The following is a 25,056-nucleotide window of genomic DNA, read 5'->3' on the forward strand; positions in this document are numbered from 1 at the left end:
GTGGCGAAGTTCCGTGCTCGGTCGGAAGAAATGACTGCGACGATCGTCGAGCAACTAGGCGGGCGAGCTACATCGGGGATGCACGAGGCCACGCGTCGTGACTGATCAAGACCGAAGGGTCACACCGCTACGATAGCTCGGGCAGAGCCGGGGGCTCTCTCAGGACAAGTAACACTTACGCGGGGGTGCTGTAGGATCATGCCTATGGAAAACAATGATCGCCCCCTCACCCGAAAGCAGGAAGCATTCGCGCTCGCATTCGTTGAGCACAGGGATGCGACCGCTGCCTATCGCGCCGCCTATGAAGCGGAGAACATGGCTCCCGCCACAATCTGGCGTGAAGCGTCTCTGCTCTTGGCACACCCAAAGGTAGCCGCTAGGATAAAGGAACTCCGCGCGCCGGTTGCGGCAAAGGTCCAACTGACCCTCGAACAGCACCTGAGCGACCTCCAGCGGCTACGCGACGCAGCCCTTGCTGGTCAGAAGTATTCGGCAGCGGTGCAAGCCGAGATAGCGCGGGGCAAGGCCTCTGGGTTATACATCGAGCGTATCGAGCAGACAGGCAAGGATCGCGGCCCCCAGGAACTCTCCTTGACCCATGCTGCGAGCGCATCCCTCTGCCAGGCCCTGAAGGAAAGGCTCCACCGGAGAGATATGTGAAGCCGGCGAGACCATTCTGCCACCCATCAGACCCGGATGGCTGCGAAGATCCAAGGTGCCAACGAGAACGCGCCACTACGCTCTAGGGTTCGCTGGCAGGTGCCGATAGAGTGTCGGTACCGACACACCCAACTGGACTGCTACATCCTTCGGCGGCGTCCCCGTTGCCAGCAGCGTGCGAGCCGCTTCCAGCTTGCTCCTGGTCATCGTCCGCGGCCGGCCGCCTGTGCGTCCGTGTTCCTTGGCGGCTTCGAGGCCGGCGCGGGTACGACGTTCCACGATCAGATCACGTTCCATCTCCGCCAAAGAGGCCATGACGTGGAAGAAGAAACGGCCGGCCGGTGTGCCGGTGTCGATTGAGTCGGTCAGGCTCTGGAACTGGACCCCTCGCTTGTGAAGCTGACCGACGAGGTCTACCAGGTTCTTGACGCTTCGACCCAAACGATCCAGCTTCCAGACGGTCAAGGTATCACCCTTGCGGAGATCCTCAAGCGCGCGCTCCAGACCGGGCCTGTCGGCACGGGTACCGCTGACCCGATCCTCGTAGATCTTCTCGCAGCCGACCTTGTTGAGTGCATCCCGCTGCAGGTCCAGATTCTGGTCGATCGTCGAAACGCGGGCGTATCCGATTAGCATTGGGTCTCTCCTATTCTCAAAACCCGTACGATTATACGCTTTCAAGAATTTAGTTTCGAGAATTGTTTTTGAGAAGAAGAAGCCCTGAGTTTGTCGTTTTCAGAAGACGGATGCACTGAACGTCAGAAGCCGACTGCACTATAGCAGCGGAGGGGTTGGATCCATCAGGCAACGACGGGCTGCTGCCGGCCACAAGCGGCCAGTAGGCTTCGCCCTAAAGCTGTCATTTGAACGGCTGCTTTCTTAGTTTCTGCCTCCACCCAAGCGGAGCATCAGTCAGCAGTTTCAGCCACTCCACCACCCAGTGCTCGGTATATTGCAATGAAGCGAAGCTGCGTGCGCCCCTGGCTTGCAACAACGTCACGCCTTGCTTGAATGTCGGTACGCTGGGCGTCGATAACATTGAGGTAATCGACCAACCCGGCACGCTCCCGAGCTTGTGCCAACTGATAGACATCAGCACTGCTTTGAGCCTTAACAAGAAGGCGCTGTTGCCGTTCCTGTTCTGCTGCATAGGACGTCAATGCATCGTCAACTTCCTGCCAAGCCCTCAATACCGTCCGTTGAAATTCGATAGCAGCTTCCTGCTGGCGCAGTTCTCGTAGCGTCACGGTGGCACGACGGCGGCCACCATCGAAAATCGGCAAATCCAAACTCGGACCGATAGACCAGAAGCGGCTACCCCAATCACCAAACTTGCCAGCTTCGTAGGAATCCAAACCGAAGCGAAGACCAAGGCGAACACTAGGATAAAGCTGGGCCTGGGCTTCGCCTATCGCCGCAGTTGCCTGATGTAAGCGCGCTTCGGCCGCACGAATGTCAGGGCGTCGACCGGCCAACTCAGATGGCACGCCGAGCTTGTATTGAGGCAACACCATTGCCGCGGCAGGAGCACTCTCGGCGGCCAGCTCTTTGGCCAAATCACCGGGGCGCAGCCCGAGAAGCAGGCAAATACGGTTCTTGGACTGTGCCTCCTGTTCAAGTAGCGGGGGCATCTGTGCCTCAAGGTCAGCCAGTTGCAGCCGCTGGCGCTCAAGGTCCAAATCGTTGGCGAGTCCATGCTTGCTCCTAGACTCCATCATAGATGTCCGCTCGCGCAGGGCCGTGATGTCGTCCCGCGTCAATTTCAACAGGCGTTGCGTTGTGCGCAGGTCGATATAGGCCATCGCCAAGTCGCTGGAGATGACGAGTCTGGTCTGGTCAAGTAATGCCAACGAATTGGCGATGTCTGCATCAGCAGCCTCAACCGCTCGGCGCACACGTCCCCACAGGTCAATTTCCCAAGACGCATCGAATCCGCCTTGGTAGGAGGTGTAAGGCTCGGATAGTGATTTGGCAACCGCATCCCGATTATTCGGCGCCATTACGTCCAGCACCCGGTCCCCCGCCGCGTATTCGCTCTGCCGCTGGCGAATTGCGCCACCCTGGAGTTTGACTTCGGGGACTTGCTGGCTAGCAGTGACACTCCTCTGAGAGCGTGCCTGTTCATAGTGAAGCATTGCAGTCTTCAAGTCTGGGCTGGACTCAAGCACGCGGGTTTCCAACTGGTCCAGCACGGAATCCTGAAATGCAGCCCACCACTTATGCTCGGGGGCTCCCTGCATCCCCTCGTTCCTGGGCAATTCTTTGCTCGAGCTCGACCATAAAGACCAAGTGGCCGGAGACAAAAGCTCCGGTGCCTTATAGTCAGGGCCAACGGCTGCACATGCCGACAATAGAATGCTCGTGCTCAGGAGCCACAGCGACCGATGCACACGCAAGGTTAAGGTGTTCTTCATTGCATTCCCCTTAGGTCAGCCGATTTCGGAAAAGCCATGCGGCAACGGGAAGCGTTATCGCGGCTATCACCAGCATCGGGACAAAATCCATTCCTACGTCCTGCCAACCAGCACCCTCCAGATAGACCCGGCGAACCAGGTCGATGGCGAATCGCAACGGGTCGGCGTAAGTCAGAATCTGTAGTGCGGTAGGCATGTTGCCAACGGGCGTGACGAGCCCGGACAACAGGATGAGCGGCATGATGAGTACGAAGGCGTAAACCATTGCCTGGTGCATATTCAGGGACAGCGCCGAGATGGAGAGACCAATACCAACGCAGGCCGTTGTAAAGGCGACAAGCCCCACATAGAGCACAACCAAGGACCCCTGGAACGGAATCCGGAACCAGAACAGCGCCACGCAGAAAACCAGGCTTGCCTGCACCAGTCCGATAGTGATGGCCGGCGACGCCTTGCCAATCAAAATCTCCATGGGTCGCAGTGGCGTCACGAGCAGTTGGTCGAACGTGCCCTGTTCACGCTCACGGGCCACCGACAATGCGGCCAACAGCAAAGTTTGAATCATGCTCAGGGAAGCAATCAGGGCGGGAACGATGTTCCACCGAGATTCCAGGTTGGGATTGAACCAGGCTCGGATTTCAATGTTGACGGGTGGACGTACCGCGTTGGGTAGTGAAGCGTTGAATTGGCCAATCAGGGTGCTCAGGTGGCCAGCCGCCATATTGGCAGTGGTCGAGTTACGCCCATCGAGAATGAGCTGAACAGGTGCGCTACCCGTTGATGCTAGTTTCGCGTCGAAGTCGGGCGCGAAGTGGAGAACCAGCAGCGCCTCGCCATTGTCGATAGCACGAGCAATATCGCTTGAATTGCGCAGCGTCGCCGCCCGTACAAAGACCTTTGAGCCCTCCAGACGAGCCAGCAGATTTGTCGAGGCTGCGCCATGACTCTCATTTAGAACGGCGTATCGCACATGATTGAGGTCGTAGGTGGCCGCGTAACCGAAGACCAGCGACTGGATAACAATCGGGACGATGAGAATTACCCGGATGGCGGGGTCCTTCAAAATCGCCAAGACTTCCTTGCGGAACAGGAAGGAGATTCGGCGAAGAGAACCAGTAATGGATTCGAGCAGAGTCATCATCGGTCCAATGTCTTCTTGGTTCGTAGACGCGCGCCCGTGATGAGCACGGCAAACTGCACGACAAGGATTGTCCAGTCGCGCACGATTAGGTTGAGGTTGTCGCCGGCCAGGAAGCTCATGCGCGCCAGTTCAACGTAGTAGGTTGCAGGCAGGATGGACGCGACCTTCTGGATGCCGGTCGGTACGTTGTGCAGGTCAAACAGGAAGCCGGAGAGCATCAGGGCCGGCAGGAAGGTAATGATGACGGCGACCTGGCTTGCAAGAAACTGATTGCGGGCGGCCGCTGAAATCAACAACCCCAGACTCAGTGCGACCATCAGATAAAGCATTGAACTGACCATCAGCACCCAGAGCGAACCGTGAAGCGGCACATGGAACAACCCCCGGGCGGCGACCAGGCAGAGCGTCAGCCCTCCCATACCCACCGCGAAGTACGGGATGATTTTGGCGAGCAGTATTTCGAGGGAACGCACCGGGGTGACGAAAAGGGCCTCCATCGTTCCGCGCTCCCATTCCCGGGCGATGACCATCGAGGTTAGGAATCCGCCAACCAGGGTCATGATGAGGACTATCAGCCCAGGAACCAGATACCAGGTGCTCGAATTGGCCGAGTTGAACCAGAGACGGTCAACAAGCTCCACGCCTGGAGCAGCACTGACCCTGCCGGCGCTATCGGCGCGGCGCTTGTTCCATCCATCAATGGCTGCGGACACATAACCACGAAGACTGGCGGCCGTCGCTGCATCCGTTCCATGGACGACAAGCTGTACCGTTCCTCGGCCCTGAGCCAGTTGCCGAGAAAAGTCGGAGGGGATGCGGACAATGCCGTCGACCTGGCGGCCACGCATCAGGGCTTCCGCCTCGGCCATCGTCGTGACGTAACGAGGGGCGATGTAGTCCGAGCCACGCAATCCCGCCACAACATCGCGCGCCATGGGCGCGCCATCTTCCAGGACGATGGCGACTGGCGCATTCCGAATATCGAGCGAGAGTCCGTACCCGAAGAGCAGTATCAGTGCGATGGGCAGGAAGATACCTATCGCCAGGTTGCTCTTGTCGCGTATCAGCTGGCGAAACTCCTTGATGGTGAGCGCCCTGAGCCGTCGCCAAAAATGACTCAAGTTTCGTGGGAGCCAAGTCGATTGGGTTTGCATCATCAGGCCTCCACCGCATTGAAGCCGGTCTGCCTGCTTTCGCGCGCCTTCTTGATAATCTCCAGGAACGCCTCATTCATGTTCGCCGCACCAGAAGCCTGGCTGCGAACTTCGTGAGGTGTTCCAATCGCCAGCAAGCGCCCGGCATCCTGGATGACGATGCGGTCGCAATACTCAGCTTCCTCCATGAAGTGCGTCGTCACGATGATGGTGGTGCCTTCGGCAGCAAGCGTCGTGATGCGCCGCCAGAAAGCGCGACGAGCGAGTGGGTCGATGCCACTTGTAGGCTCGTCGAGAAAGAGAATCTCGGGGCGATGTATCAGGGCCGTGGCCATGGCCAGCCGCTGTTTGAAACCGCCGGGAAGCTCACCGCTTCGTTCGTCTTTCTTTTCCCGCAGCTGAAATTCGTCTAGCGCTCGCTCTACCTGGGCATACAGCTCCTGTCTGCCCAAGCCATAGGCGCCTCCGAAGAACGTGAGGTTTTCGGTGACGGACAGATTTCCATACAGGGCAAACTTCTGGGAGACATAGCCGATGCGAGCGCGAGCAGGTGCTCGGGCGGTTCTCAGGTTGAAACCCGCCACCTCGAGGAAGCCACTGGTCGCCGGGAGCAGGCCGCAAAGCATGCGGAATGTGGTCGTCTTCCCCGCGCCATTGGGCCCGAGTAGACCGAAGATTTCGCCTCGGCGAACGCTGAACGAGGTACTGGCAACCGCTGTAAAGCTGCCAAATTGGCGAACCAGGTCGCGGACCTTGATTAACTCGATTGGGTCCTTCGTGTCGAGCTGTACAGACGAATTCTTGGTCTCAACCGCATCCTCGTGGCCGTCCTGGGTCGCACGCTCGCGCAGGAGGGTCATCACTCCATCTTCGAGGCGGGAGGGAGTGGCCTCGCATCGAGCTCCCAGAAGTATTCCTTCAAGGTCACGAGGCTCCGTGCCCCCAGCCTGGATAAAGCGCACCGCGCCGCTTTCCGGCACAGCATCGAGAACATGCCTCTTATCGTCGATAAGTCTCGCCTGTAGCGTCCTGGCCAACTCACCTTCCCGCGGATAGGCAACAAAGCAACGGCCCTTGGCCGGCCGGCACAGTTCATCCGGTGTGCCCTGGGCTAGCACTTGCCCTTCAGTCATTACGATGACGTGCTTACAACGCTCTGCTTCGTCCATGTAAGCCGTGCTCACAATCACCGGAAGACCTTCTTCCTCGACTAGCTGCTGCACGATGCGCCACAACTCACGGCGGGAGAGCGGGTCAACGCCGACGGTCGGTTCGTCGAGAAGAAGTAGCCGGGGGGAACGTACCAGCGTGCAGGCCAACCCAAGCTTTTGCTTCATGCCGCCCGATAGATTTCCTGCCAGGCGATTGGTGAATGCGGCCATGTCTGTCATGGACAGCATGCGGTCAAAGCGTTCTCGACGCTCATCCATTGGTACGCCGTGCAGGTCGGCATAGAGATTAAGGTTCTCCATGACGCTCAGGTCTTCATAGAGGCCAAAGCGTTGAGGCATGTAGCTGATGAGGTCTTGTACCTCCTGGGGCTTGGCGGCCACATCAATGCCCAGTGTGTAGAGGCTCCCTGAATCCGGCTTCATCAGACCAGCGATTAACCGTATGAGTGTGGTCTTGCCCGCGCCATCAGGCCCCACGAGGGCGGTGAGCTGCCCTTTGGGAATCGAGAGGGTGATGCCGTTCAATGCCGGCCCGCCAACCGCTCCTTTGAAGCGTTTGACGACATCCTTTGCATCAACGGTGAGAGCAGTTGTGGTCATGATTTTCCGAGTGCCTCGGGGTGATTAGGCGCCAAGCGGACAGTGGCTGGCATGCCCAGCCGTAGCTGGTCGTCAGGGTCCTTGACCAGTACGCGGACCTCATAGACAAGGCTCGTTCGTAGCTCTTCCGTTTGGACGGGTTTGGGCGTGAATTCCGCTACCGAGGAGATATATCCAACCTCCCCGGCGATGGATGCGTCAGGAAGTCCGTCTATTTTGACCTCAGCCGGCATCCCTGGCCGGACACGGGCAAGCTGCGCCTCATTTACGTAAGCGCGTATCCATTTGGGTTGCACGATGGCCAAGGCGTAGACCGGTTTTTGCGGCGACGCCATGTCGCCCGGCTCGGCTAATCTGGAACGCACGACGGCATTGGTCGGAGCTTTCAATTCAGCCAGTGAAATGCGATGCCGGAGTAAAGCCAACGACTCTTCCGATGCCTTGAGCTGGGCTGCCGCCTGCTCGATGTCTTCAGAGCGCGGACCTAATTTGGCGAGGCGTAGGGCCATTGATTGGTCTTCAACTTTTGCACGAGCCGCCTTTAATGTCGCTGCGGCCCGGTCCAATTCCTGGCGGCTAACGCCTCGACCATGAGTTTCCTCTGCGATGGATTGCATCCGCTGGAAATCCAGCTCGGCCAACTTTGCATCGGTAGTAGCAGCATCCACCCGGGCCTGCGCCTGACCTATTTCTTCCGGGCGCGAACCGTTGCGTAAGCGCAGCAAAGCCTTCTTGTTTACCTCGATTTGAGCCTCGGTCTGAGCCGCCTGAAGCTCGAGCGTGCGAGTGTCGAGCACCGCCAGAACTTGGCCAGCTGTGACCTTCGCCCCTTCCTCAACCCGCATTTCAACAATGCGCTCGCTGTCCTGGAAGGCCAGTGAAACCTGACGGATGTCGACGTTGCCAAGCAGCGTGATGTCGTTCTTCTGCGAGGAGTTTCCGCTCCACAGCCAAGCGCTGACACCAACGACTCCAACAACTGCTATCGCAACTCCGGCGAGAATTTTCCGGTTCATATTCGATGCTCCTGCGCTTGACGTTCTCGATAGACGCACTATATTCAAATTCAATTTGAATTGCAACTATGGTAGCATTCAGGAATCAATAAAGGGTTGGAGACTATGACTGGACGTAAGAGAGCAGCGCGTGCCGATGGAGATGCAACTCGAGCCCGCCTCCTGGAAGTTGCCGGGCAGCTATTTGCACGACTTGGCTATGCAGGGGCCGCAAACAAAGCGATTTGCGAAGCGGCCGGAACAGACCTTGCCGCCATCAACTACCACTTCGGCGGCCGCGACGGGTTGTATCAAGCAGTTCTCTTCGAAGGATATGAGCAACCGATTAACCTTCAGAAGCTCAAGGAAATTCACGCTCGGCAGGATTCTGCGGAGAACAAACTATCCGCAGCCATCGACATGATTGTCGACCGGCTTTACGACGAAGGGGGCTGGCATGGACGTGTATTCGCCCGGGAGTTGGTTGCACCTTCTACCCACCTAGCAGCCCTCGTTCGAGAAGGGGTGATGCCGCGCTTCAAGCTCATGAGCGACATCCTTTCGGAAGTTACTGGATTCAGCGCACAGGACCCGGCGTTGTTGCGGTGCGTTCTGAGCGTCATCGCACCGATGCTGATGATGCTGGTAGTGGACCGCGATACGCCTACTCCATTTCGCGCATTGATGACGCGGCCCGCAGATGAACTCAAAAGCCATCTCAAGCATTTTGCTTTGGCAGGATTACTGGCCACCAAGGAGCAAGCCAGCCGCCGAGGTAGCTAACGCTACACCGCGACGCTACTCCAGACCGGTCGTTGCGTCACCAAAGCATAGACTGACCGCTCAGGGTCGACACCGGTAATCGGATCGTTGCCGCACTGAACAGCGCCCCGTTCCAGGTCGCCTCCATTTATGCGGCTGAACCGAGGGAGAGCAGCTTTACGCCGTCTGGCCGCAGTTCGCCCTTGGGCGACACGTGCCGGTAGAGCGTCTGCCGGGTAATCCCGAGTTCTTCGCAGAGATCGCCCACCTTGGTTTCCGGTTGCCCCATGCTGGCCATCGCCAGGCGTAGCTTGGCGGCGGTCATCTTGAAGGGGCGCCCCCCTTTCCTGCCGCGAGCGCGCGCCGAGATAAGTCCAGCGACTGTTCGCTCGGAAATCAACTCACGCTCGAACTCGGCCAGCGCGGCAAAAATACCGAACACAAGCTTGCCGGCGGCAGTCGTCGTGTCGACCGCCGCACCGTGACCGGTCAGGACCTTCAGGCCCACGCTACGCGCAGTTAGGTCGTGCACGGTGTTGATCAGGTGGCGCAGATCACGGCCAAGCCGATCGAGCTTCCACACGATCAGCGTGTCCCCTTCACGAAGCGCCTTCAGGCAAGCAGCCAACCCTGGGCGATCATCGCGCCTGCCCGAGGCCAGATCCTCGTAAAGGTGCGCAAGGCTCACACCAGCGGCGATGAGCGCATCGCGTTGCAAATTGGTGGACTGGGATCCGTCCGCCTTCGATACCCGCATGTAGCCGATCAGCACCTTTTCACCCGTCACGTATACGTTCGATTATGTGACAGTGTGAGCCAGAAAGCTCTGGCCGTCAAAATTTGTCACTTAACCCGTAATTTTGTCTAAGACATGCAAAGGGTTCATCAGGCTCATAATGTGACAGAAATTCCGGAGGGATGCCTTCCTCCGCGAAGGTGGCGCGCAACTGTTCCAAGGAAGCCGGGTCGCGCCGACCATAGGAAGCCAACGCGAACAGCGAGCGTGCCGTCTCGGGGTTGTGCCGCGCTTCAATGATGGCCTCGTCGATGGCCTGGACTGCACGCTGCCAGTGATTGATGGGTTCTGGCTTCGGCGCTTTCGTCGGTAGGCCGCTGGTGAACCCGGTTTGGGGCTCGGACCAGAATAGCTTTGCCTGCTCGCCTGGCGGGCTTATGTCCCTCACCTCAATCAAGTTGATTGCCGTTGCCGCCGCCTCCAGCATCTGCAATCGTACTGCCGGGTTCAGGGTTTCATACGGTCGCCACAGACTTTGCCCAGCACGCAGCGGATGCCCGCAGCTTTCCCAGACTTGGCGGAGATACCCCGCGCAGGTTCCACACGCGGAAAGTGGGGTGTTCAGCTCATCGAGCAGCGTGCGTAGCAGCCGAAACCACAATCCGGCGTGGATGCGCCGGCGCGGCAGCTCCACATACCCCATGGTCAGCGCCTGCCAGGTGCGCCGGTCCATCGCCGCAATCGGGTCGCTGGCGGTGCGTGGGGCGGCATCGGCATTCTCCCAGCCGAGAAAACGCCCTGGCACGCCCCAATAGGATTCCAGCCAGCAGCCATGCAGCGGGCAGCTCAGCATCAGGGGCAGCTTCCACACGAGCAGTACGGCTTGGTTCTCCGGATCGTTCAGGCAGAGCGGACAGGCGCGGTGTATCGGCTGGCTGGGGAGCCAGGCACGCCAGCTCGTGATGGATCGCGTCTTACGGCGGAGTCTTGGCAGCAGCACCGAGAGCTGAAACGCATAGGTTTCCAATGCGTCTGGAATCTGATCATCAAGGCTGTCCAGTAGCCAAGGCACCCAGCCGGCGAAGCTCATACTGCGCAGCCGGTCCAGCTCGATGCCGCTCCGTTGGGAAAGCATCGCCAGCAGCGAGAGTGGTGGCACGGTGTCTAGGTCATCGACGTGGCCGTGACCAAGATCGTGCTCCAGTAGGTCGGGCACCTCCATGTGATAGCAAAGGGCCACGCGGTTGAGCCATGAGGACAGCGCCTCGCCTTCTTTCGGGGCGGGATGCAGCGGCCAGCGTGGTGCCGGCTTCACATCAATTCCCGCTCGAACTGGCGTCGCCGCTCGCTGGGGCCGGTGTAATCGGCCATGCTGAGCGTGCGGTGGTTGATCGCTTCCTCGCCGCTCTCCACGGCGGCAATGGCCGCCGCCATCAGCAGGTGCGCCAGCTCGCCGATGGTGCCCTCGCTGCGCGCGAGCAGGTAACGGGCCATGTCCGCCGTGGCAATCGGCGAGGATCGCCGCAGCGGGAGCGAGGCGGCGAAGCTGGCCAGCAGCGAACAGCAATCGTCGTTGTCCTCCCACACCGGCAGCATCATCGGCTCGAAGCGGTTTTCCAACTGGTCATCCGAACGGATCGCCAGGTAGGCGTCGCGCGTGCCGACCCCGACCAGCGGGATGCGCAACTCGTTGCCGAGGAAACGCAGCAGGTTGAGAAATTCCCGACGGTTGACGCTGTTGCCGGCCAGGACGTTGTGCAGCTCGTCGATGACCAGCATGCGCACCCCGACCTTGCGAAGCAGTGCCAGCGCCAGTTGCTCCATTTCCGGCAACCGTGGGCGCGGACGCAGTGGCGCACCCATCGCGGCGAGCAGCGCGACATAGAAGCGCATCACCGACGGTTCGGACGGCATCTGCACGACCAGCACCGGGATGTGTTCCTGGTCGGCGTCAGAACTGGCCGGATGCGTGCGCCGGAACTTTTCGATGATCATCGACTTGCCGTTGTTGGTCGGGCCAACCAGCAGCAAGTTGGGCATGCGTTGTTTGTTCGGCCACGCATACAGCGTTTCCAGCCTGTTCAACGCTTCGACCGCGCGGGGGTAGCCAATCCAGCGGTCGGCGCGGATACGCTGCACGCGCTCGTCCGCTGGCAGACGGGCCAGACCCTGCGCCGCCGGCAGCAGGTGAGACAGGTCGATAATGGGATATTCGTCCACGGCTACCACTCCTCGATCTGGTCGAACGGTTTGGCCGGCGGCAGGTTGTCGGCCTGCGGGTCGGTAATGTCCGTTCCCGGCGGAACGGGCTTGTCCGGCCGAGCGGATGCTTTGAGGTGTTGCCGACGATCCGCGTCACGCCGAGCCTTGCGTGTGGCCTTCTGCGCGGTGGTCACGATCTCGCGCATCTGGCCGATCATGCGGAACAGCACCGACTCATCCACCTGTTCGCGCCCTTGCTGCCGCAATTTCGCCAATGCTTGGCGTTGCTCCCAGAGGGTGACAGCCGGGTGCGACAAGGTACGGTAGGGGATTTCCAGGTAGTGCTGACCCTCCGGTTCCAGCACCCAGATACGGCTGATGTCGCGCGGGTCGCGCCGGATCAGGAAAGAGGGCTGGCGGTCGCGCCGTGCGATCCAAGGTTTGAGCGCGTCGGCGTAGTAGTGGATGTGGTCGATGACGAAGCCGGTGCGGGTCAGCGTGCGGCGGAGGATGGGCAGAAAATCGACCAGGAAAGCCGTGGCGCGGGTAACGACTGCTGGCACACCGATGCGCGCCACAGCCTCGGCCCAGCGCGCGGCCGGCGGCTGAAGCAGGCCGTTGTGCACGGAGCCGTGATAGGTGCCGACTGCCAGTGCGAGCCAGCGCTCCAGCTCGCGCAGTGTCAGGGCGGCCATCTTCTCGGAGTCGTACTCCCCGCGTTGGTCGGGATTGGAGAAGGTCGTTCCAGGCAGTTCGTCGTGGATCATCTGCATCGCCGTGCCGATGATCCGCTCCACGATGCCACCGTAGTGCGGCTGCCCGAGCGGACGATAGTCCAGCCGGATGCCATGCTGCTCGCAGCCCCGGCGCAGGGCCTCGCTCTTGAATTCGGCCGCGTTGTCCAGGTAGAGCAACATGGGCTTGCCGCTCATCGGCCAGTCCATTTCCACGTCCAACCCTTCCAGCCAAGGGCGCTTGTCGCAGGCGACATGCGCGAGGCAAAGGCCGACCGAGACGGCGGACGGCGCTTCCAACGTGACCACCATGCCGAGCACACAGCGGGTGAACACGTCGATGGCGATGGTGAGGTACGGACGGCCGATCGGTTGCCGGTCGCGCTCGTCCACCACGATCAGGTCGATGACCGTGTGGTCGATCTGCACCTGCTCAAGCGGCGCAGTCACGGCGGGAGGCACGCCGCCGGCACCTTGGAGGTCTCGGGACGCATCCTGGCCTTCCCGGCGGCGAGTGACTTTGCGCGGATCGAGGCCGGCGATCCGCAACGCCACAGTGTTGCGCGCCGGCACCCGCAGCTTCTGCGCTTTGCAAGCCTGCGCGACCTCGCGGTGGAACGCCGCCAGGCTGCGCTTCTGTTTGGTCAGAAACCGCTTTTGCAGCAGGTCGCGGATGATGCGTTCGATCGGCTCCGGCAAGCGGCCCTTACCTTTGCCGCCGCTCGACTGCCCAAGAACCAGGTCAGTGACCAGCCCCGAGCCTTGCCGGGCACGGCGGATCAGGATGTAGACCTGCCGCCGGGACAGACCCAGTACCTGGGCTGCCGCGTCGGCCGCTTCATGCCCTACCGTCTCCGACTGTGCCAGCGGCCCGATGATCTCCGCGCGACGGCGCGCACGCTCCCATGCCTGATCTGGCAGGGTGGCAACGCCGTGCTCGGTAATCGGTGTGGTATCGGTCGCCATGCTCACCTCGCTTTGGTGCACACGAGTATTGAGCATAGTCGAGATCGGTGCGGATGACTTCTGATATTACGCCGTCAGGAGTGGCCTGCACACTTGGCGTCACGCCCCGTCAGTTGGTGCAGTCGTCTTCTGAAAATGACAGAGTTTGCGTGCCCGCCTGACAGCTTCGCCGGTACTCTCAAAAACGGTCGGTTTTGAGAGCGGTCAGCCGCACATCCATCGACACACATGAGGTGCGCTGTGTCGTGACCTCGCCGCCGGAGCGATGGGGCGGCTCAGGGCAGAACCGATCAGGCCGGCGCTAGGCGCGTTGCGACGAGTGGGTGCGCGTTTGATCGCGGAGATCACCACCGCCACTGCCGATGAGGCGTGCTTCCTTCGAAACCTGCCACGACCGCGCGCATATCAGACGTCCAGGTTGCGGACCTGCGCCATGGTCGTCCGCTGACTGTCTCCGAGACTCGGCCACCGACGAGACGCCGCCCGGTTTCGGCGTGTCGTATCAGCACGTGCTGGCCGACGCGAGTAGGCATGAAAGAGGTGACGGGGTTTGATTGGGTTTGCCGGGTTTGTTTCCAACTGTTTACTATTACAGTAACAGGAGAAATTTCCTGTTGTGTACACAATGATGGTTTACAAACCCAGTAACCCCCCCCAAACCCAGCCAAGGTTGAACTAAAGCGCTGCGCGCTGGTGTGGGCACCCCACCACAGCCCACCGCTCCTTCTCTTCTCGCTGTCGCCCCCTGAATTCGCTTTCGCCCTCACCCTGACGGGTCCGCGGCTCGCTTCCCACTCCGCCCGCAAATCCTCGATCCTCCTCGCTGCGGGGGACGTCCCCGCAGCCATCGAGGAGAGAGTCATGAGTGAGCTGCGTGAACGGATGAGTAACGCCATGTGCCTGCGGGGAATGGCGGCACGGACGCAGGAATCCTATCTCGGCGCGGTGACGGAACTGGCGATGTTCTACCATCGATCGCCGGCAGAGCTGCGCGTGGAGGAGGTCCAAGCCTACCTGCTGCACCTGATCCGCGACAAGAAGCTCGCCTACGTGAGCGTCAATCAAGCCTCCTCTGCGTTGCGCTTCCTCTATCGTCGGGTGCTTGGTCGCCCGGAAGTGGGCTTCGACATCCCGATGGCCAAGGTGCCTCAGCGTCTGCCGCAGATGCTGTCGCGCGAAGAGGTCGCACGCCTGATCGACGCGGCGCGAACCCTGCGCGGGCGAACACTATTGATGACCACCTACGGCGCCGGCTTGCGGGTGTCCGAAGTCTGCGCCCTGCAGGTCGTGGACATCGGGAGCGCCGCCGATCGCATGTGCCTCAAGGTGCGCCAGGGCAAAGGCGGCAAGGATCGCTACACGCTGCTGTTGCCCCACGTGCTGGCAGCCCTACGGATCTACTGGCGCGACGCCCGCCCGCGGCTCTGGTTGTTCCCCAACCGGGCCGGCACCAGCCCGATGGAAATCCAGACCGCGCAGCGAATTTACTGTGCGGCGCGCAACGCCGCGGGCATCGCCCCCGAGGGCGGCATCCACGGTCTTCGCCACGCCTTCGTCACGCACCTGCTCGAAGCCGGCGTCGATCTCTACAGCATCGGCCGACTGCTCGGCCATGGTCATCTGTCGACGACCTCGCGCTACCTGCATCTGGCGCGCTCGAAGCTGACCGGCAACACCTCGCCCCTGGAGCTGCTCGCCCCGCTCGGTTGAGTTCTCGCCAGTGACCCTGGCCGAGGTCTTCCGCCGGCACGGGCCGGCGTACCTCGCCAAGCAGGTTCTGGCACCGGCCAAGGCCAGGGTCTGGCGGGCGATCGTCGCCTGTCGCACGGCCGCACTCGGCGGCCACGTCGAGACCTGTGACGGCTGCGGTGTGACGCGACACGTCTACCAATCGTGCCGAAACCGCCACTGCCCGCAGTGCCAGACCCGCGCCAAGGAGGACTGGCTGGCGAAACGGCGCCAGGAGCTGTTGCCGGTGCCGCATTTCCATCCGGTGTTCACCCTGCCGCATGCCCTGAACGCGCTGATCGGATTACGCCCGCGCGTGATCTACGAGATGCTCTTCGCCGCCGCGTCGGCCACGCTCACCGAATTCGCCGCCAATCCCCGCTGGCTGGGCGGCAAGCTGGCGTTCTTGCTGGTCCTGCACACCTGGAAGCAGGACGTCGGGCGACATGTGCATGTGCACGCTCTGGTCGCCGGCGGGGCACTGACGGCCGTGGGAGAATGGAAGTCGCCCAAGCGCGGCTTCCTGTTTCCGGTCCGGGCGCTGTCACCGGTCTTTCGGGGCAAGTTCCTCGCCGCACTGTGTGACGCCCGGGGCGCCGGCCAGCCGTTGGCCGAAGCGCTGGCCGACGACAAGCGCAGGCGCGCGCTGCGCCAGCGCCTGCTGCGGCACGACTGGGTGGTCTACGCGAAGCAGCAGCTCGGCGTGCCGGAGCAGGTGCTCGAGTATCTCGCTCGCTACACGCATCGGGCGGCGATCTCGAACGAGCGTCTCGTCGGCATGGACGAGACGACGGTCCGTTTTCGCGTGCGCGCGACGCCGGGCAAACGCGTGCTCCAGTTGCCGGCGACCCATCCGCTGAGATCACGGCGACGGTGCAGCAGTTCCTGCAGCGCGTCGGACGCGTCGAGTGGGTGCGCTGTCCCCACTGCGGCGCGGGACGGTTCGTGCCGACGGCGGGGATTCCGCCGCTGCGCCTGGCGACGCCGCCGGGCGCCTCGGTTCGTGGCCCGCCATGAGAAGGGCCAAGGGGTGGCGATGGCCGTTCCGGCTGCCAGGGGGTGGCGCGTCGCCTGCGTCCCGAAGGCGCCACTCCGGCGCTGCTTTCTGTCTGTCGGAGCGCCCGGTTCGTTCCGGTCACCGGCTCGCGAACGGCAGGAAGCCGCTCGTCTGCCTCTGGCCAAGCCGTCTGAGCCTTACCCGTGACTTGACCAGTGGCACGGGACGCTTACAATCCCCATAGGTACCGCCGTCGAGGCGCTTCAGTCCAACGAGGTTTATCTGCCGCGGGTGCACCAGAGGCTAGGCCGGACGCTTTCGGCGCGGCAGATAAACGCTATTCGTTAGATTCCGGTCGTCTCCGCGGGGTCAGACACGATCCGGCAGAGCGCGCACGCGCCACAACATCGTCCCGTCGCGCTGGCCGGCTTGCTCAAGACGTAGGTCGCCAACCACGCGGTCCAGCCGGAATTTCAAAATTCGTCCGAGCGACTTGGACGACAAGTCCCCGCCCCTGGGGTTGAATTCCTCCAGCGCCGCGCCAAGCTGTCCTGCCGATGCGTCGGCAGTGTTGAACGGTGAGTGGGCTTCTTTCAGTACTTCGGCCGCGGTGACCGCATTCTCTCCGAAACACATCTGCCACGAACGCAGGAGTGCGCCGAGCGCTTCCTGATCGGGGTCGTTGGCCTGGTTTGCCTTGACCTGCTCCATGATGTCACCGAATTTTCCGGGATCAAGCGCGCGATCGACGTAGATGACTGTTTGGCGGACCCAGTCGTCCCACTGCTCGAAGCTTGCCATCCGCCCTGCCCCAAGGCGCTCGACGCCGGCGCTCAGGTAAAACCGGATTAGCGTCAATGCCGCGGCAATCATGTTCTGGCGGTCAGCAACGCAGACTGCGTACGGATCAATCGCAAAGTCCCGGGCAAACGGCTGGGCCGATTTCGGGTCGATACGCGCAACGAGCGCGCGTCGTGCCATGTCGCCGGCCAAGCACAGGTTGTTGCCCGTCATCAGCAGTAGCACACGGTTGGGCACCAGGCTCGATACGGACACGCCCAGAATGCGGTCTTGGTAATCGGGCGAGGTCAGCAGCGATGCCATGGCACCCGAATCGAAGATGCCGGTAACGTTATCCCAGACCAGTGCCCTGGTACCGGATCGGAGCACGGTGAATAGGCGCTTGCGAACCTCATCATCATTGCGACCTGAGGTATGCGGCCAGACACCCAGGCCACTGCCGGCGGCCAGAACGCCCACGCTGCGCGCAAGCAGGGTCTTGCCTGATGCTTGTACCGGCGCATCGTAGCCAAAAGCAGGCGCGGTAGGCAGGACAGCACGAACCGCCGCCGTCAGAAGTGCAGCCAGGTGTACTGCTCGGTCAATGTTGCCCACGAAGGGGAAATACTTGAACGGCTGCCACAAACGATCGAGTGCCTGCCGCGCCTGCTCGACCGTCGGAGTCTCCGGAACGAAGGGCGGTGTCTGGTCGCAGTCGAACAACAGGTGAGTATTCGCGTCGTATCCGAGTGTACAAAACAAACTGCCATCAGGCCGAACAGTCGGAGCGCTGATCACCGCTTCAAGAGGCTTCAGTCGTCGCGTGTCTCGCAAAGCCAAGACGCTCCGACAAACACTTGGAGGTGGGTTTTCGAGCTTGCGTCTCGGAGGCCTGCCTTCCCTCTGAGGGTGAAGAGAATAGAATTGCACCAGACCACCGACAAGATACCGCAGAGCATGTTCGTCCTGCGGCATCAGTCTGCCTGCATCACCGATGGTGACCAGCTCCGCACCGAAATCGAAGACAGCTGGAGCGTCGCGCAACACCTGGAGCAAAGCGTCGGTGGCCTCAGACTCCTTGCCCTCGACAATCTCGATCTCCACCTGCTGGCCATACAGTTTGAAGGTGGTTCCGCCGTGCGCCCACGAATGAAGGCGTGGCTGGGCACCGTCCAAGTACAGTTTCCCAACCGGACGACGGCCGTCATAATCCGGTTCAAGCGGGTCGAGCGTCTGCATCCCGCTGTATTTACCCTTGTCAGCGAGAACGGTCTTGATGGTGACCTGCCGCTCCTGGCCGTCGTCCCAGACGATGATGGTCCAGTCGGACATGAGTTCCCGTCGCTCGGCAGCGCGCTTGACAATCTGGCGGGCCTGAACGTCGTCAGTGCCGGGAGCATTCGCGCACAGTTCCGAGACGCGCTCGCAGGACCATTGCTCTCGCGCTATTGCAGCCGCCTCCTTCAGAGCAGCCTTCGCTGCCGCCTTGTTTGCCGCAGCAGCAGCGCTCTCTTCGGCGGTCGGACCCGGGATAATGTTCCGGGTATCCATCGCCCCACCAAGGTATCCCTCGATCAACTCCGGTTCGCCGCGACGCTGCTCCAGAGCACCGCGACACTCTGCACCGGCCGCGAAGTCGATGTGATTCGTCTCCCATACGGATGAATCGAACAGCCCGCGCTCAAGCAGGGAGCCTGACTTGCTGACCTCGTAACGGCCATACCCCATCGCCCACAGTTTGGTGAGAAGTGCCTGTCCCGCGCGAGGAATATCCCGCGCATCACTGACCATCACATAAATGCGCTGGCCTTTGACGCCGATCAGTTCCCGGTCACCATGAAAAATGCAGGAGGACGTGCTGGGCCACGACAGCAGTTCGAAGTCGAGGAACTGAGGGACTGCTTCCCTCAGCGCCTGGAGCAAACCATTTTTGTCAAAGGGCGGGCTGTCGTCCTTTGGGGCATCGTAGTCGAGCATGAGGATGCCCGGGCCCGCAGGCCAGTGCATCATCGCTTTGCTGCGTGGCATTTTGTCTTGCGGTTTCCCTAAGCGGTTCCAGGTAGCCTCGGGTACAAGACGGATCGGGCTCCTCGGCGTCAGTCCATAGACGAGACACTGATTGGTTGCCAGGCTCTGCAACAAGTTGGAAAAATCTTCCAGATTCTGGAACGTTTCCGTCTCCATTTGTCCGGTTGAGACGTAAGCCGTCGTCTTCTTCTGCAGCTTCCCCTCTTTGTCCAGCCAGAATTCTTTCCCAACAATCCTCGGTTTGCTTGCTGTAAGCAATGTGCAGCTTCCTCCACTCATGACCTGACTCCTCCCATGCTCAGCAAGTTCTCCAGCAGGTCATCCACGCAGACCTCCTTGACGCCGGCAAGCATTCGCCCGGCATCTCGCTGCGTCATGCGGCGCTTCCGTGCCAAGTGACCGCGGACCACGTCGAGCTGCCGCCTGTGGACATCCAACGTGCTCAGCACAAAATCTGCCATTACACATTTGACCGCGAGAGCTGGAAGACCGACGGCATCGCCGATGGCTTCTGGATACAGTGCCGCGTTGAAGCGCTCATCCAGGTTGGACGCTTGATGAGAGAGTCCCGCGACGGCTTCGGCAAAGTAACCGGCGATGTTGTTGATCGCCGCCCTGAGGAGGAGCACGGGGTTCTCGCTGGCGTACTTTCTCAAACCATCATCGCCGCGCCAAGTTCGCGTATTCCGGCCAAGCCAGACGGGCTTCCCGGTATAACTCTGCCGGAACAACCGAGCCCCACAAATGGTCTCTCCCATGACTTTCGCTACAATCACATGACCAGCTGCATGAGCAGCGGCTTGCGGCAATGTCGCGTGATCGATTCCGAATTCACACTCGATGGCTTGAACACTGCGGTACTGTCCAAGCAGTTGCTCGCGACTCAGATTGGCGATGCTGTTCGGCGCGTTTCGAAGGGGCTCATTTTCTGGTCTGAACGACGGCCTCTGGAGCGTTGCTTGAATCGCTGTCGTCATCGCCTTGTCCTGGTCCTGCCTGAGGGTGTGGAGGATCTCAGTCATGGTGATGTCCTCTCTCAAGTGCATCGACAATCTCGGGGGAGTTGGTCATGACCAACTGGTTACCCCCAGCAAGAACGACCATGCTGGCTTCCCCTCGCTCAATCGCATCCGCGATGGCAAGCGCTGCCCGTGCCGCTCCCGGCCCCGCTATCCATTCGCTATCTGCCTCCCAGGAAAAAGGCATCGGCAGAGGACGGCGGCGCAGGTGAGTTTCGTTGTTCCGGGAGATAACCACCGCAGCCCCCTCGGGAACCACTTGACCGGCCTTGCGGGCGCGCTGAGTCTCTGCGAACGTGGGTCGGCGGACAAATGACTCGCCTCTGTTCCATTTGAGGAGTTCGCCGTCCAGCCATTCGGCTGCAGAGAGAAGTGTGGCGTCGATCTCCTCCTCCGTAATCGGCATACCGCGCTTGATACTTGCGCCGTTCGTCGCCTTTACCTTAACCAGGCAATCGCGGCAGATCCAGGCGATCAGCCACTCGCCCTCGCAATGCAGGATCCAGCAGGTCAGTGCCGACAGCGGCGCGACCTTTTCGCAACAGTCGCAGGATTTCGACTGTACGTCGGCAGCAATCGCCACAAGCGGCAGGACCAGTGAGAGTTCGTGGATCTTGTTCATTTGGCCACCTCTCCGGACAGCAGTCGCTCAACGGCGTCAGCGTCCCAGAGAAGGCGACCATTCGGCAGCTTGAGCGGGATCATGCCCATGAAATGGCCGCTGCGGCAAAGGGCTGCCCGCAAGGTTTGCGGGCGAAGGAACAGCCGGGCAGCGGCGGATTCGGTAGAAAGTCTTGCGGCCGCCGGGCGGGTACTCGGCGCGGTGTTGGTGTTTCGCATTTGAATCGACTCCAATTAACCCGTCTGCACGGTATGGAGCGCATTTCAAATTACGGGCCTTCCGCGGGGCATTACTGCCGGTATTGATTCCCTGTATTGGCAAGGATTACCAGCCGAACACCCGGTATTTCAACCGGAAACAGCACCCGGTGTTCAAAGGTACTCAGCGCTGTCTTCCCATTGCGGCAAGAAATCCGGGAAGTAGTCGTTCAGGAACTTGGTCAGCTCTGGCTTGCGAACTACCCATTTCTTGTGCGGCGTCGGTGTGGCGAGGCAATGGGCGAGAAGAGCTGGATTCCAGAGGTGCGAGCCACCGACCCCTTTACCCGGTCGTCCCACTCTGTTACAGGCGCCATCTACCCACTTCGGTATCTCGTCAAGGATTTTCTTGAGCGGTGGGGCTCTGGGAGGCAGGGGCCATTCGACTGAGAGTATTTCCTGTTTTGTGAGTCCGGGTCGAGTCTCTCGCTGTGCTCCGGATGCCTCCGGTACCGGCAACTCGGTATCGGAGGCCGACGTTGTTTCGTACCAAGCGGAAAATAGGTCGCCATCCATGTCGCAGTATTCGGTCAACCATTTCGCCACGGCCTGAACCGTCGTGTAGTTCACGCCGATAGTGTCGTCGGAATAGGCAATCGGCCTTCCGACCGAGTCCTTTACAGGGAACTTGCCCCTACGCCCTGCGCGGATCACATATCCCATCCAATTGCGTTCCCCCAAGTACGTCGTCACCGCAGGACGTTCGATCGCATCTGGCTTGCAAGTGATGTCTAGATCGACCTCGGGTCCAACGACCGGGACAGACTCAGGCGCAGGACTGGCATTGGGGCGGGGGGTAGGATAGACCTCATTCAGGAGTTGAGGCAGATCGGAAATGCTGATGATGGTCCGTGCAGACATGGTGCTCTCGTTCTCTCACACCCCCCCGACGCTCTCGGTGAGGCTTTCCGTAGTTCGTTCCGCCGAGTTTGATGCGGTAAAACCCTCACTCCCGGCCGCCTTGGTACTGCACCGTCTCCGGTCGCTGCGATCCTGCGCCTCCCGGAATTCGTCCTCTAACCGTTTCAGGAGCAGGTGCGCCGCATCTTGCGTTAGGGAACTGCTGATACGCACCTTTTCGCCGTGACCCAATTGCGGAATTCGCGCGCCTCTGGACGCCGGCTCTTAAGTGCCAGTGCGTAGCTGCCGGGCTCGATGATGATGGTCGCTTCCTGATCGCCGCCGGGGGTGCGCAGAATGTGCGCTCCGTTTTCGTCGTCGAGGATGCGCGGCGCCCCGGCTGCGCGAGAAGCCAAGAACGTTGGCGAGGTCAGCGAGGACGAACCAAGGCTCGTCGTCACGGGAAAGGGTACGCACTTCGGAGGTGTGGAAAAGGAACCCGGTAGGCGTGGACGCGCCGGGGGCGGTGGTGGTCATGGCAATGATCCTCTGAAAGCGGTGTGTCCCAGACCTTCCTTCTCCTCCAGCGTCCCAGCGGCCTTCCAGCTCCGTTCCGGCGTTCTTCCTCGCCGTGAGCGGGATCCTCGACCCTATCAGTCCTTTCAACGTGGCGGACGTACGAGCTGCTAACGAGATTGCCCAGGACCAAGGGGTTCATCCGGTCTAGGTTGGGCAGTGGAAGAAGGCGACCCAGGAGGAGGCCAAGACCTTGTTCGAGGGCACGCGCGGTCCCAAATCGGTGGCGTCACAGCATTCCCGATTTCCAGGCCGTCCTCCTAGTCCTATTCTTCTTCGTCCTCGCCTGCTCGCTGCGCCTGAATGCCCTCCGTCCACTCGGTGAAACGCTTGCAATAGAGTGCCGCCAGTTCGGGGTAAAACGGGGAGCTGGCGGTCAGGAAATCCTTCAGCCGGTCGAGGTCGCTGCCGACGTCCAGGTTACGGGCGATGATACCCAGCGTTAAAGCGGCGCGCTCGATGAATTGTTCGAGTTGGCCCAGCGTCAGCGGTCGAATCGAGGTTCGCCGGGTATGTTCGGTCAGCGTGCCGCCCTTGTACTCATCAACGATACGGTAATAGATTCGCCGTTTCCCTTTGGTCGCCCGCACGCTGATGACGTCACCGGTGACGGAGCGCAGGCTGATACGGGCGATTTCGACCTCACTCCAACCCAGGTCGGGAAGGTACTCGCCGCCCATGAGGCTAGGGTGGATGCGGCCGAGAGACGCACGCACGTCGTCGCTGAGCGACTCAGCGGCCAGCCAGTCCGCCAGTTCGCTCAGCCGGCCCTGTTCTCGCAGTATCCGGATATGCCGCTGACGCTCGGCACCTTTTACAGTTCCCAGCAGGTGGGTCTCCAGGCTGAGCGGCCAGAAGTAGCCCGAAGGGCGGAAGTCGGGATCGATTTCCATCATCGCCGCTCCGGCGCCGGGGCGAGGACATTCCGTGGGACAGCGATGGCTTGGCCAAGGACGGCAAGCGACTTCAGCAATGCATGACGGTTCATTTTCTTCTCCGGTTTAGCCGCGGTGTCAAAATGACGGGGGCGGCAAGTCAGACGAAATCCCCCCGATCCGTTTCCCGTTCGGGCGGTGGATTAGGCCGCGTTCGCTCTTACAAGGGTCGGTAGCTACGACGTGCGCTGGTCTCCTTTCATCGCCATCAGTGCCCGTTCTATGGCGATCGCTGCTGGCAACATCGGGTCATCCGGGTCGGTAAGGATGGCCAGCCGTTGCATCTAGATGCCTGAGAATGGCTTGATCGTTCTCTTCCGCTTCGGCGGTTGGCGTCAGGACTTCAGATGGCTCAGGCGAAACCGTCTGCGCAAGACGCCAGACATCGGTGTAGCGCCGGACCACCGTTTCGTCCAGCCCCACCAGAGTGCCGGTCACCGCTCTATTGCAGCTGGCGCGGATGCCGATGGATGTCCAGCGGTCCTTCTTACGCTCAATCCCGATCGTTGCCACGGGCTTGCCCACCGCGTTGGTGACGTTGAACAGGCGCATGGTCCCTGCCGCGCACTCTTCAAGGTACCGGTCGGCACAGTGGTGCTGCCGCAGCGCTTCCCGCCGCACCTGCCACACATTCGTGAGCGGCGTGATGGTCCACTCTCCGGCGCGAACAGTGCCCAGGGCCGAGACCCATTCGAGGTGCCCGAGGGCTGCCGACGCCTCAGCTTCGCGTTTCCATTCCGCCGCCCGCCGAGTCAGATGCTCCCAGCCTGCCTTGAGCTGATTCTTGACGAGCACCGGCTGCCCGGCCTCCAACCAGGTCATCACTTCCACCAGATCGTTGCGCACGAATGGCGCCAGCGAGCCTGCACCAAGCCGGCGCTCCGCCTCGGCCAGCAGGATGCGGACTACCGGCACCGGCAGGCGCACATTCCGGAAACAGATGGCACAACCTGCGGTGTCAAACGCGTCGTGAAGAAGGAGCCGTTGGATCGCCGGTGCCATCGGGGTTGTTCGGCGCAGAGCCATCAGGCAGCGCAGCCAGCAAGCAAGTTCGAGACTCCGCCCGGTGACCTCACCGTCCGGACCGATCCAGTCACGGACATGGCGAAAGTCCTTCTCTTGTCCGTTGGCGAGCAGACGCCAGCCCGCCGGGCTGACCCTCCCGCGCTCGATTTCACGCTTCATCCATGCAACCACTTGATCGCTCGCACCGCACAGACCTTCGTCGAGGAGGAACGTCAGCAGCCAGACCAGTCGCGGGTTGTCTCGTTGCACCTGCGCGTACTGCGCCTGGTAACGTATCGTCCGGTTGTAGAGGAGGTTGCAGACAAAGTGATTGAGGTGCCGCGGGCGGCCTGCCCGAGCCCAGGCGAGGATCTGTGGATCAGGCTGGATCGCTTCGCGCAAGGCGTAGCGCAAGCGCTGCCAGTAAGTGCTGCGGCGCAGGGATTGCCACAGCTCGTTCTGGACCGAGACGAGGAAAGCCTCCGCCCCGTCTTGGTCGCCCGGGTGACGCAACACGTCGCCGAGCACCCGCCACCAACCACACAGATAGTGTTCGAGGAAGCCGCCATTGGGCAGCATCGGAAGATCGAGGCTCCAGCGATACTTTGCCGGGACGAACTTCCGCTGACCGACCAGTGGCGTTAAGTGGGTGAGACTCACCCCGCCACTTCGCTTGCTGCGGATGTAGCGCACGCAGCCAAAGAATTCGGCGACCCGGCGGGCGCGGGTGTCG

At 61.2% G+C, this 25,056-nt stretch carries 20 protein-coding genes and 1 pseudogene; 4 read left to right on the top strand and 17 right to left on the bottom strand.

What is annotated here, in order from left to right; genetic code table 11:
• Window positions 1–204: 204 nt before the first annotated feature.
• Window positions 205–660 carry a terminase small subunit gene (locus V5B60_RS04660; RefSeq protein WP_332345863.1) on the top strand — a complete coding sequence of 152 codons (456 nt, stop codon included), beginning with the start codon at window positions 205–207 and terminating at the stop codon, window positions 658–660.
• A 75-nt stretch (window positions 661–735) separates the two neighbouring features.
• Here V5B60_RS04660 and V5B60_RS04665 read toward each other — a convergent pair whose 3' ends face one another.
• The 6 genes from V5B60_RS04665 to V5B60_RS04690 all read right to left on the bottom strand — a co-directional run bounded on the left by V5B60_RS04665 (window position 736) and on the right by V5B60_RS04690 (window position 8,157).
• The gene (locus V5B60_RS04665) at window positions 736–1,296 is read right to left on the bottom strand and encodes a recombinase family protein (protein WP_332345865.1); all 561 of its coding nucleotides are present in this window, start codon (window positions 1,294–1,296) and stop codon (window positions 736–738) included.
• A 272-nt stretch (window positions 1,297–1,568) separates the two neighbouring features.
• Window positions 1,569–3,074, bottom strand: coding sequence for an efflux transporter outer membrane subunit (locus V5B60_RS04670; RefSeq protein ID WP_022675481.1), 1,506 nt, complete (start codon window positions 3,072–3,074; stop codon window positions 1,569–1,571).
• 10 nt (window positions 3,075–3,084) lie between these two features.
• The gene (locus V5B60_RS04675) at window positions 3,085–4,215 is read right to left on the bottom strand and encodes an ABC transporter permease (RefSeq protein WP_240189486.1); all 1,131 of its coding nucleotides are present in this window, start codon (window positions 4,213–4,215) and stop codon (window positions 3,085–3,087) included.
• Complete coding sequence (locus V5B60_RS04680) at window positions 4,212–5,372, bottom strand: ABC transporter permease (protein ID WP_074246031.1); 1,161 nt, start codon at window positions 5,370–5,372, stop codon at window positions 4,212–4,214. The genes V5B60_RS04675 and V5B60_RS04680 overlap by 4 nt, the downstream gene beginning before the upstream one ends.
• Window positions 5,372–7,141 (bottom strand): ATP-binding cassette domain-containing protein, encoded by a 1,770-nt coding sequence (locus V5B60_RS04685; protein WP_031347191.1) that lies wholly within the window; start codon window positions 7,139–7,141, stop codon window positions 5,372–5,374. The genes V5B60_RS04680 and V5B60_RS04685 overlap by 1 nt, the downstream gene beginning before the upstream one ends.
• Window positions 7,138–8,157, bottom strand: coding sequence for an efflux RND transporter periplasmic adaptor subunit (locus V5B60_RS04690; RefSeq protein ID WP_332345866.1), 1,020 nt, complete (start codon window positions 8,155–8,157; stop codon window positions 7,138–7,140). Before V5B60_RS04690 ends, V5B60_RS04685 begins: the two co-directional genes overlap by 4 nt.
• Window positions 8,158–8,262: 105 nt before the next feature.
• Here V5B60_RS04690 and V5B60_RS04695 point away from each other — a divergent pair, with 105 nt between their 5' ends.
• Window positions 8,263–8,919 (top strand): TetR/AcrR family transcriptional regulator, encoded by a 657-nt coding sequence (locus V5B60_RS04695; RefSeq protein ID WP_332345868.1) that lies wholly within the window; start codon window positions 8,263–8,265, stop codon window positions 8,917–8,919.
• Between the two features lie 127 nt (window positions 8,920–9,046).
• On the opposite strand, the gene V5B60_RS04700 is transcribed toward V5B60_RS04695, so the two are convergent.
• The 4 genes from V5B60_RS04700 to V5B60_RS04715 form a co-directional block, all read right to left on the bottom strand.
• Window positions 9,047–9,670, bottom strand: coding sequence for a recombinase family protein (locus V5B60_RS04700; RefSeq protein WP_003155741.1), 624 nt, complete (start codon window positions 9,668–9,670; stop codon window positions 9,047–9,049).
• A 61-nt stretch (window positions 9,671–9,731) separates the two neighbouring features.
• Entirely contained in the window at window positions 9,732–10,949 is a 1,218-nt protein-coding gene (locus tag V5B60_RS04705; RefSeq protein ID WP_089416609.1) for a TniQ family protein, read from the bottom strand.
• On the bottom strand, window positions 10,946–11,854 hold the full coding sequence (locus tag V5B60_RS04710) for a TniB family NTP-binding protein (RefSeq protein ID WP_089416951.1): 909 nt from the start codon (window positions 11,852–11,854) through the stop codon (window positions 10,946–10,948). The genes V5B60_RS04705 and V5B60_RS04710 overlap by 4 nt, the downstream gene beginning before the upstream one ends.
• Window positions 11,855–11,856: 2 nt before the next feature.
• Window positions 11,857–13,536 (bottom strand): Mu transposase C-terminal domain-containing protein, encoded by a 1,680-nt coding sequence (locus V5B60_RS04715; protein ID WP_198301804.1) that lies wholly within the window; start codon window positions 13,534–13,536, stop codon window positions 11,857–11,859.
• Window positions 13,537–14,397: 861 nt separating this feature from the next.
• On the opposite strand from V5B60_RS04715, the gene V5B60_RS04720 reads away from it, so the two are divergent.
• Together V5B60_RS04720 and V5B60_RS04725 are read left to right on the top strand one after the other, a co-directional pair.
• Window positions 14,398–15,246 (top strand): tyrosine-type recombinase/integrase, encoded by an 849-nt coding sequence (locus V5B60_RS04720; RefSeq protein ID WP_332345869.1) that lies wholly within the window; start codon window positions 14,398–14,400, stop codon window positions 15,244–15,246.
• 10 nt (window positions 15,247–15,256) lie between these two features.
• Window positions 15,257–16,281: pseudogene (locus V5B60_RS04725) on the top strand (IS91 family transposase).
• Window positions 16,282–16,630: 349 nt separating this feature from the next.
• Here V5B60_RS04725 and V5B60_RS04730 read toward each other — a convergent pair.
• The 7 genes from V5B60_RS04730 to V5B60_RS04755 form a co-directional block, all read right to left on the bottom strand.
• Entirely contained in the window at window positions 16,631–19,348 is a 2,718-nt protein-coding gene (locus V5B60_RS04730) for a hypothetical protein (protein WP_332345870.1), read from the bottom strand.
• The gene (locus V5B60_RS04735) at window positions 19,345–20,091 is read right to left on the bottom strand and encodes a hypothetical protein (protein ID WP_332345871.1); all 747 of its coding nucleotides are present in this window, start codon (window positions 20,089–20,091) and stop codon (window positions 19,345–19,347) included. Before V5B60_RS04735 ends, V5B60_RS04730 begins: the two co-directional genes overlap by 4 nt.
• A complete protein-coding gene (locus V5B60_RS04740; RefSeq protein ID WP_332345872.1) occupies window positions 20,084–20,710 on the bottom strand; it encodes a hypothetical protein in 627 nt (208 codons plus the stop codon). The genes V5B60_RS04735 and V5B60_RS04740 overlap by 8 nt, the downstream gene beginning before the upstream one ends.
• A 371-nt stretch (window positions 20,711–21,081) precedes the next feature.
• Window positions 21,082–21,828: a hypothetical protein gene (locus tag V5B60_RS04745; RefSeq protein ID WP_332345873.1), complete on the bottom strand. Its 747-nt coding sequence runs from the start codon at window positions 21,826–21,828 to the stop codon at window positions 21,082–21,084.
• A 191-nt stretch (window positions 21,829–22,019) separates the two neighbouring features.
• Entirely contained in the window at window positions 22,020–22,268 is a 249-nt protein-coding gene (locus tag V5B60_RS22140; RefSeq protein ID WP_434735303.1) for a BRO-N domain-containing protein, read from the bottom strand.
• Window positions 22,269–22,649: 381 nt separating this feature from the next.
• Window positions 22,650–23,279: a hypothetical protein gene (locus tag V5B60_RS04750; protein ID WP_332345874.1), complete on the bottom strand. Its 630-nt coding sequence runs from the start codon at window positions 23,277–23,279 to the stop codon at window positions 22,650–22,652.
• 288 nt (window positions 23,280–23,567) lie between these two features.
• Window positions 23,568–25,016: a hypothetical protein gene (locus tag V5B60_RS04755; protein WP_332345875.1), complete on the bottom strand. Its 1,449-nt coding sequence runs from the start codon at window positions 25,014–25,016 to the stop codon at window positions 23,568–23,570.
• Between the last annotated feature and the right edge of the window lie 40 nt (window positions 25,017–25,056).

This window comes from Accumulibacter sp., assembly GCF_036625195.1.
Taxonomy (GTDB): Bacteria; Pseudomonadota; Gammaproteobacteria; order Burkholderiales; family Rhodocyclaceae; genus Accumulibacter.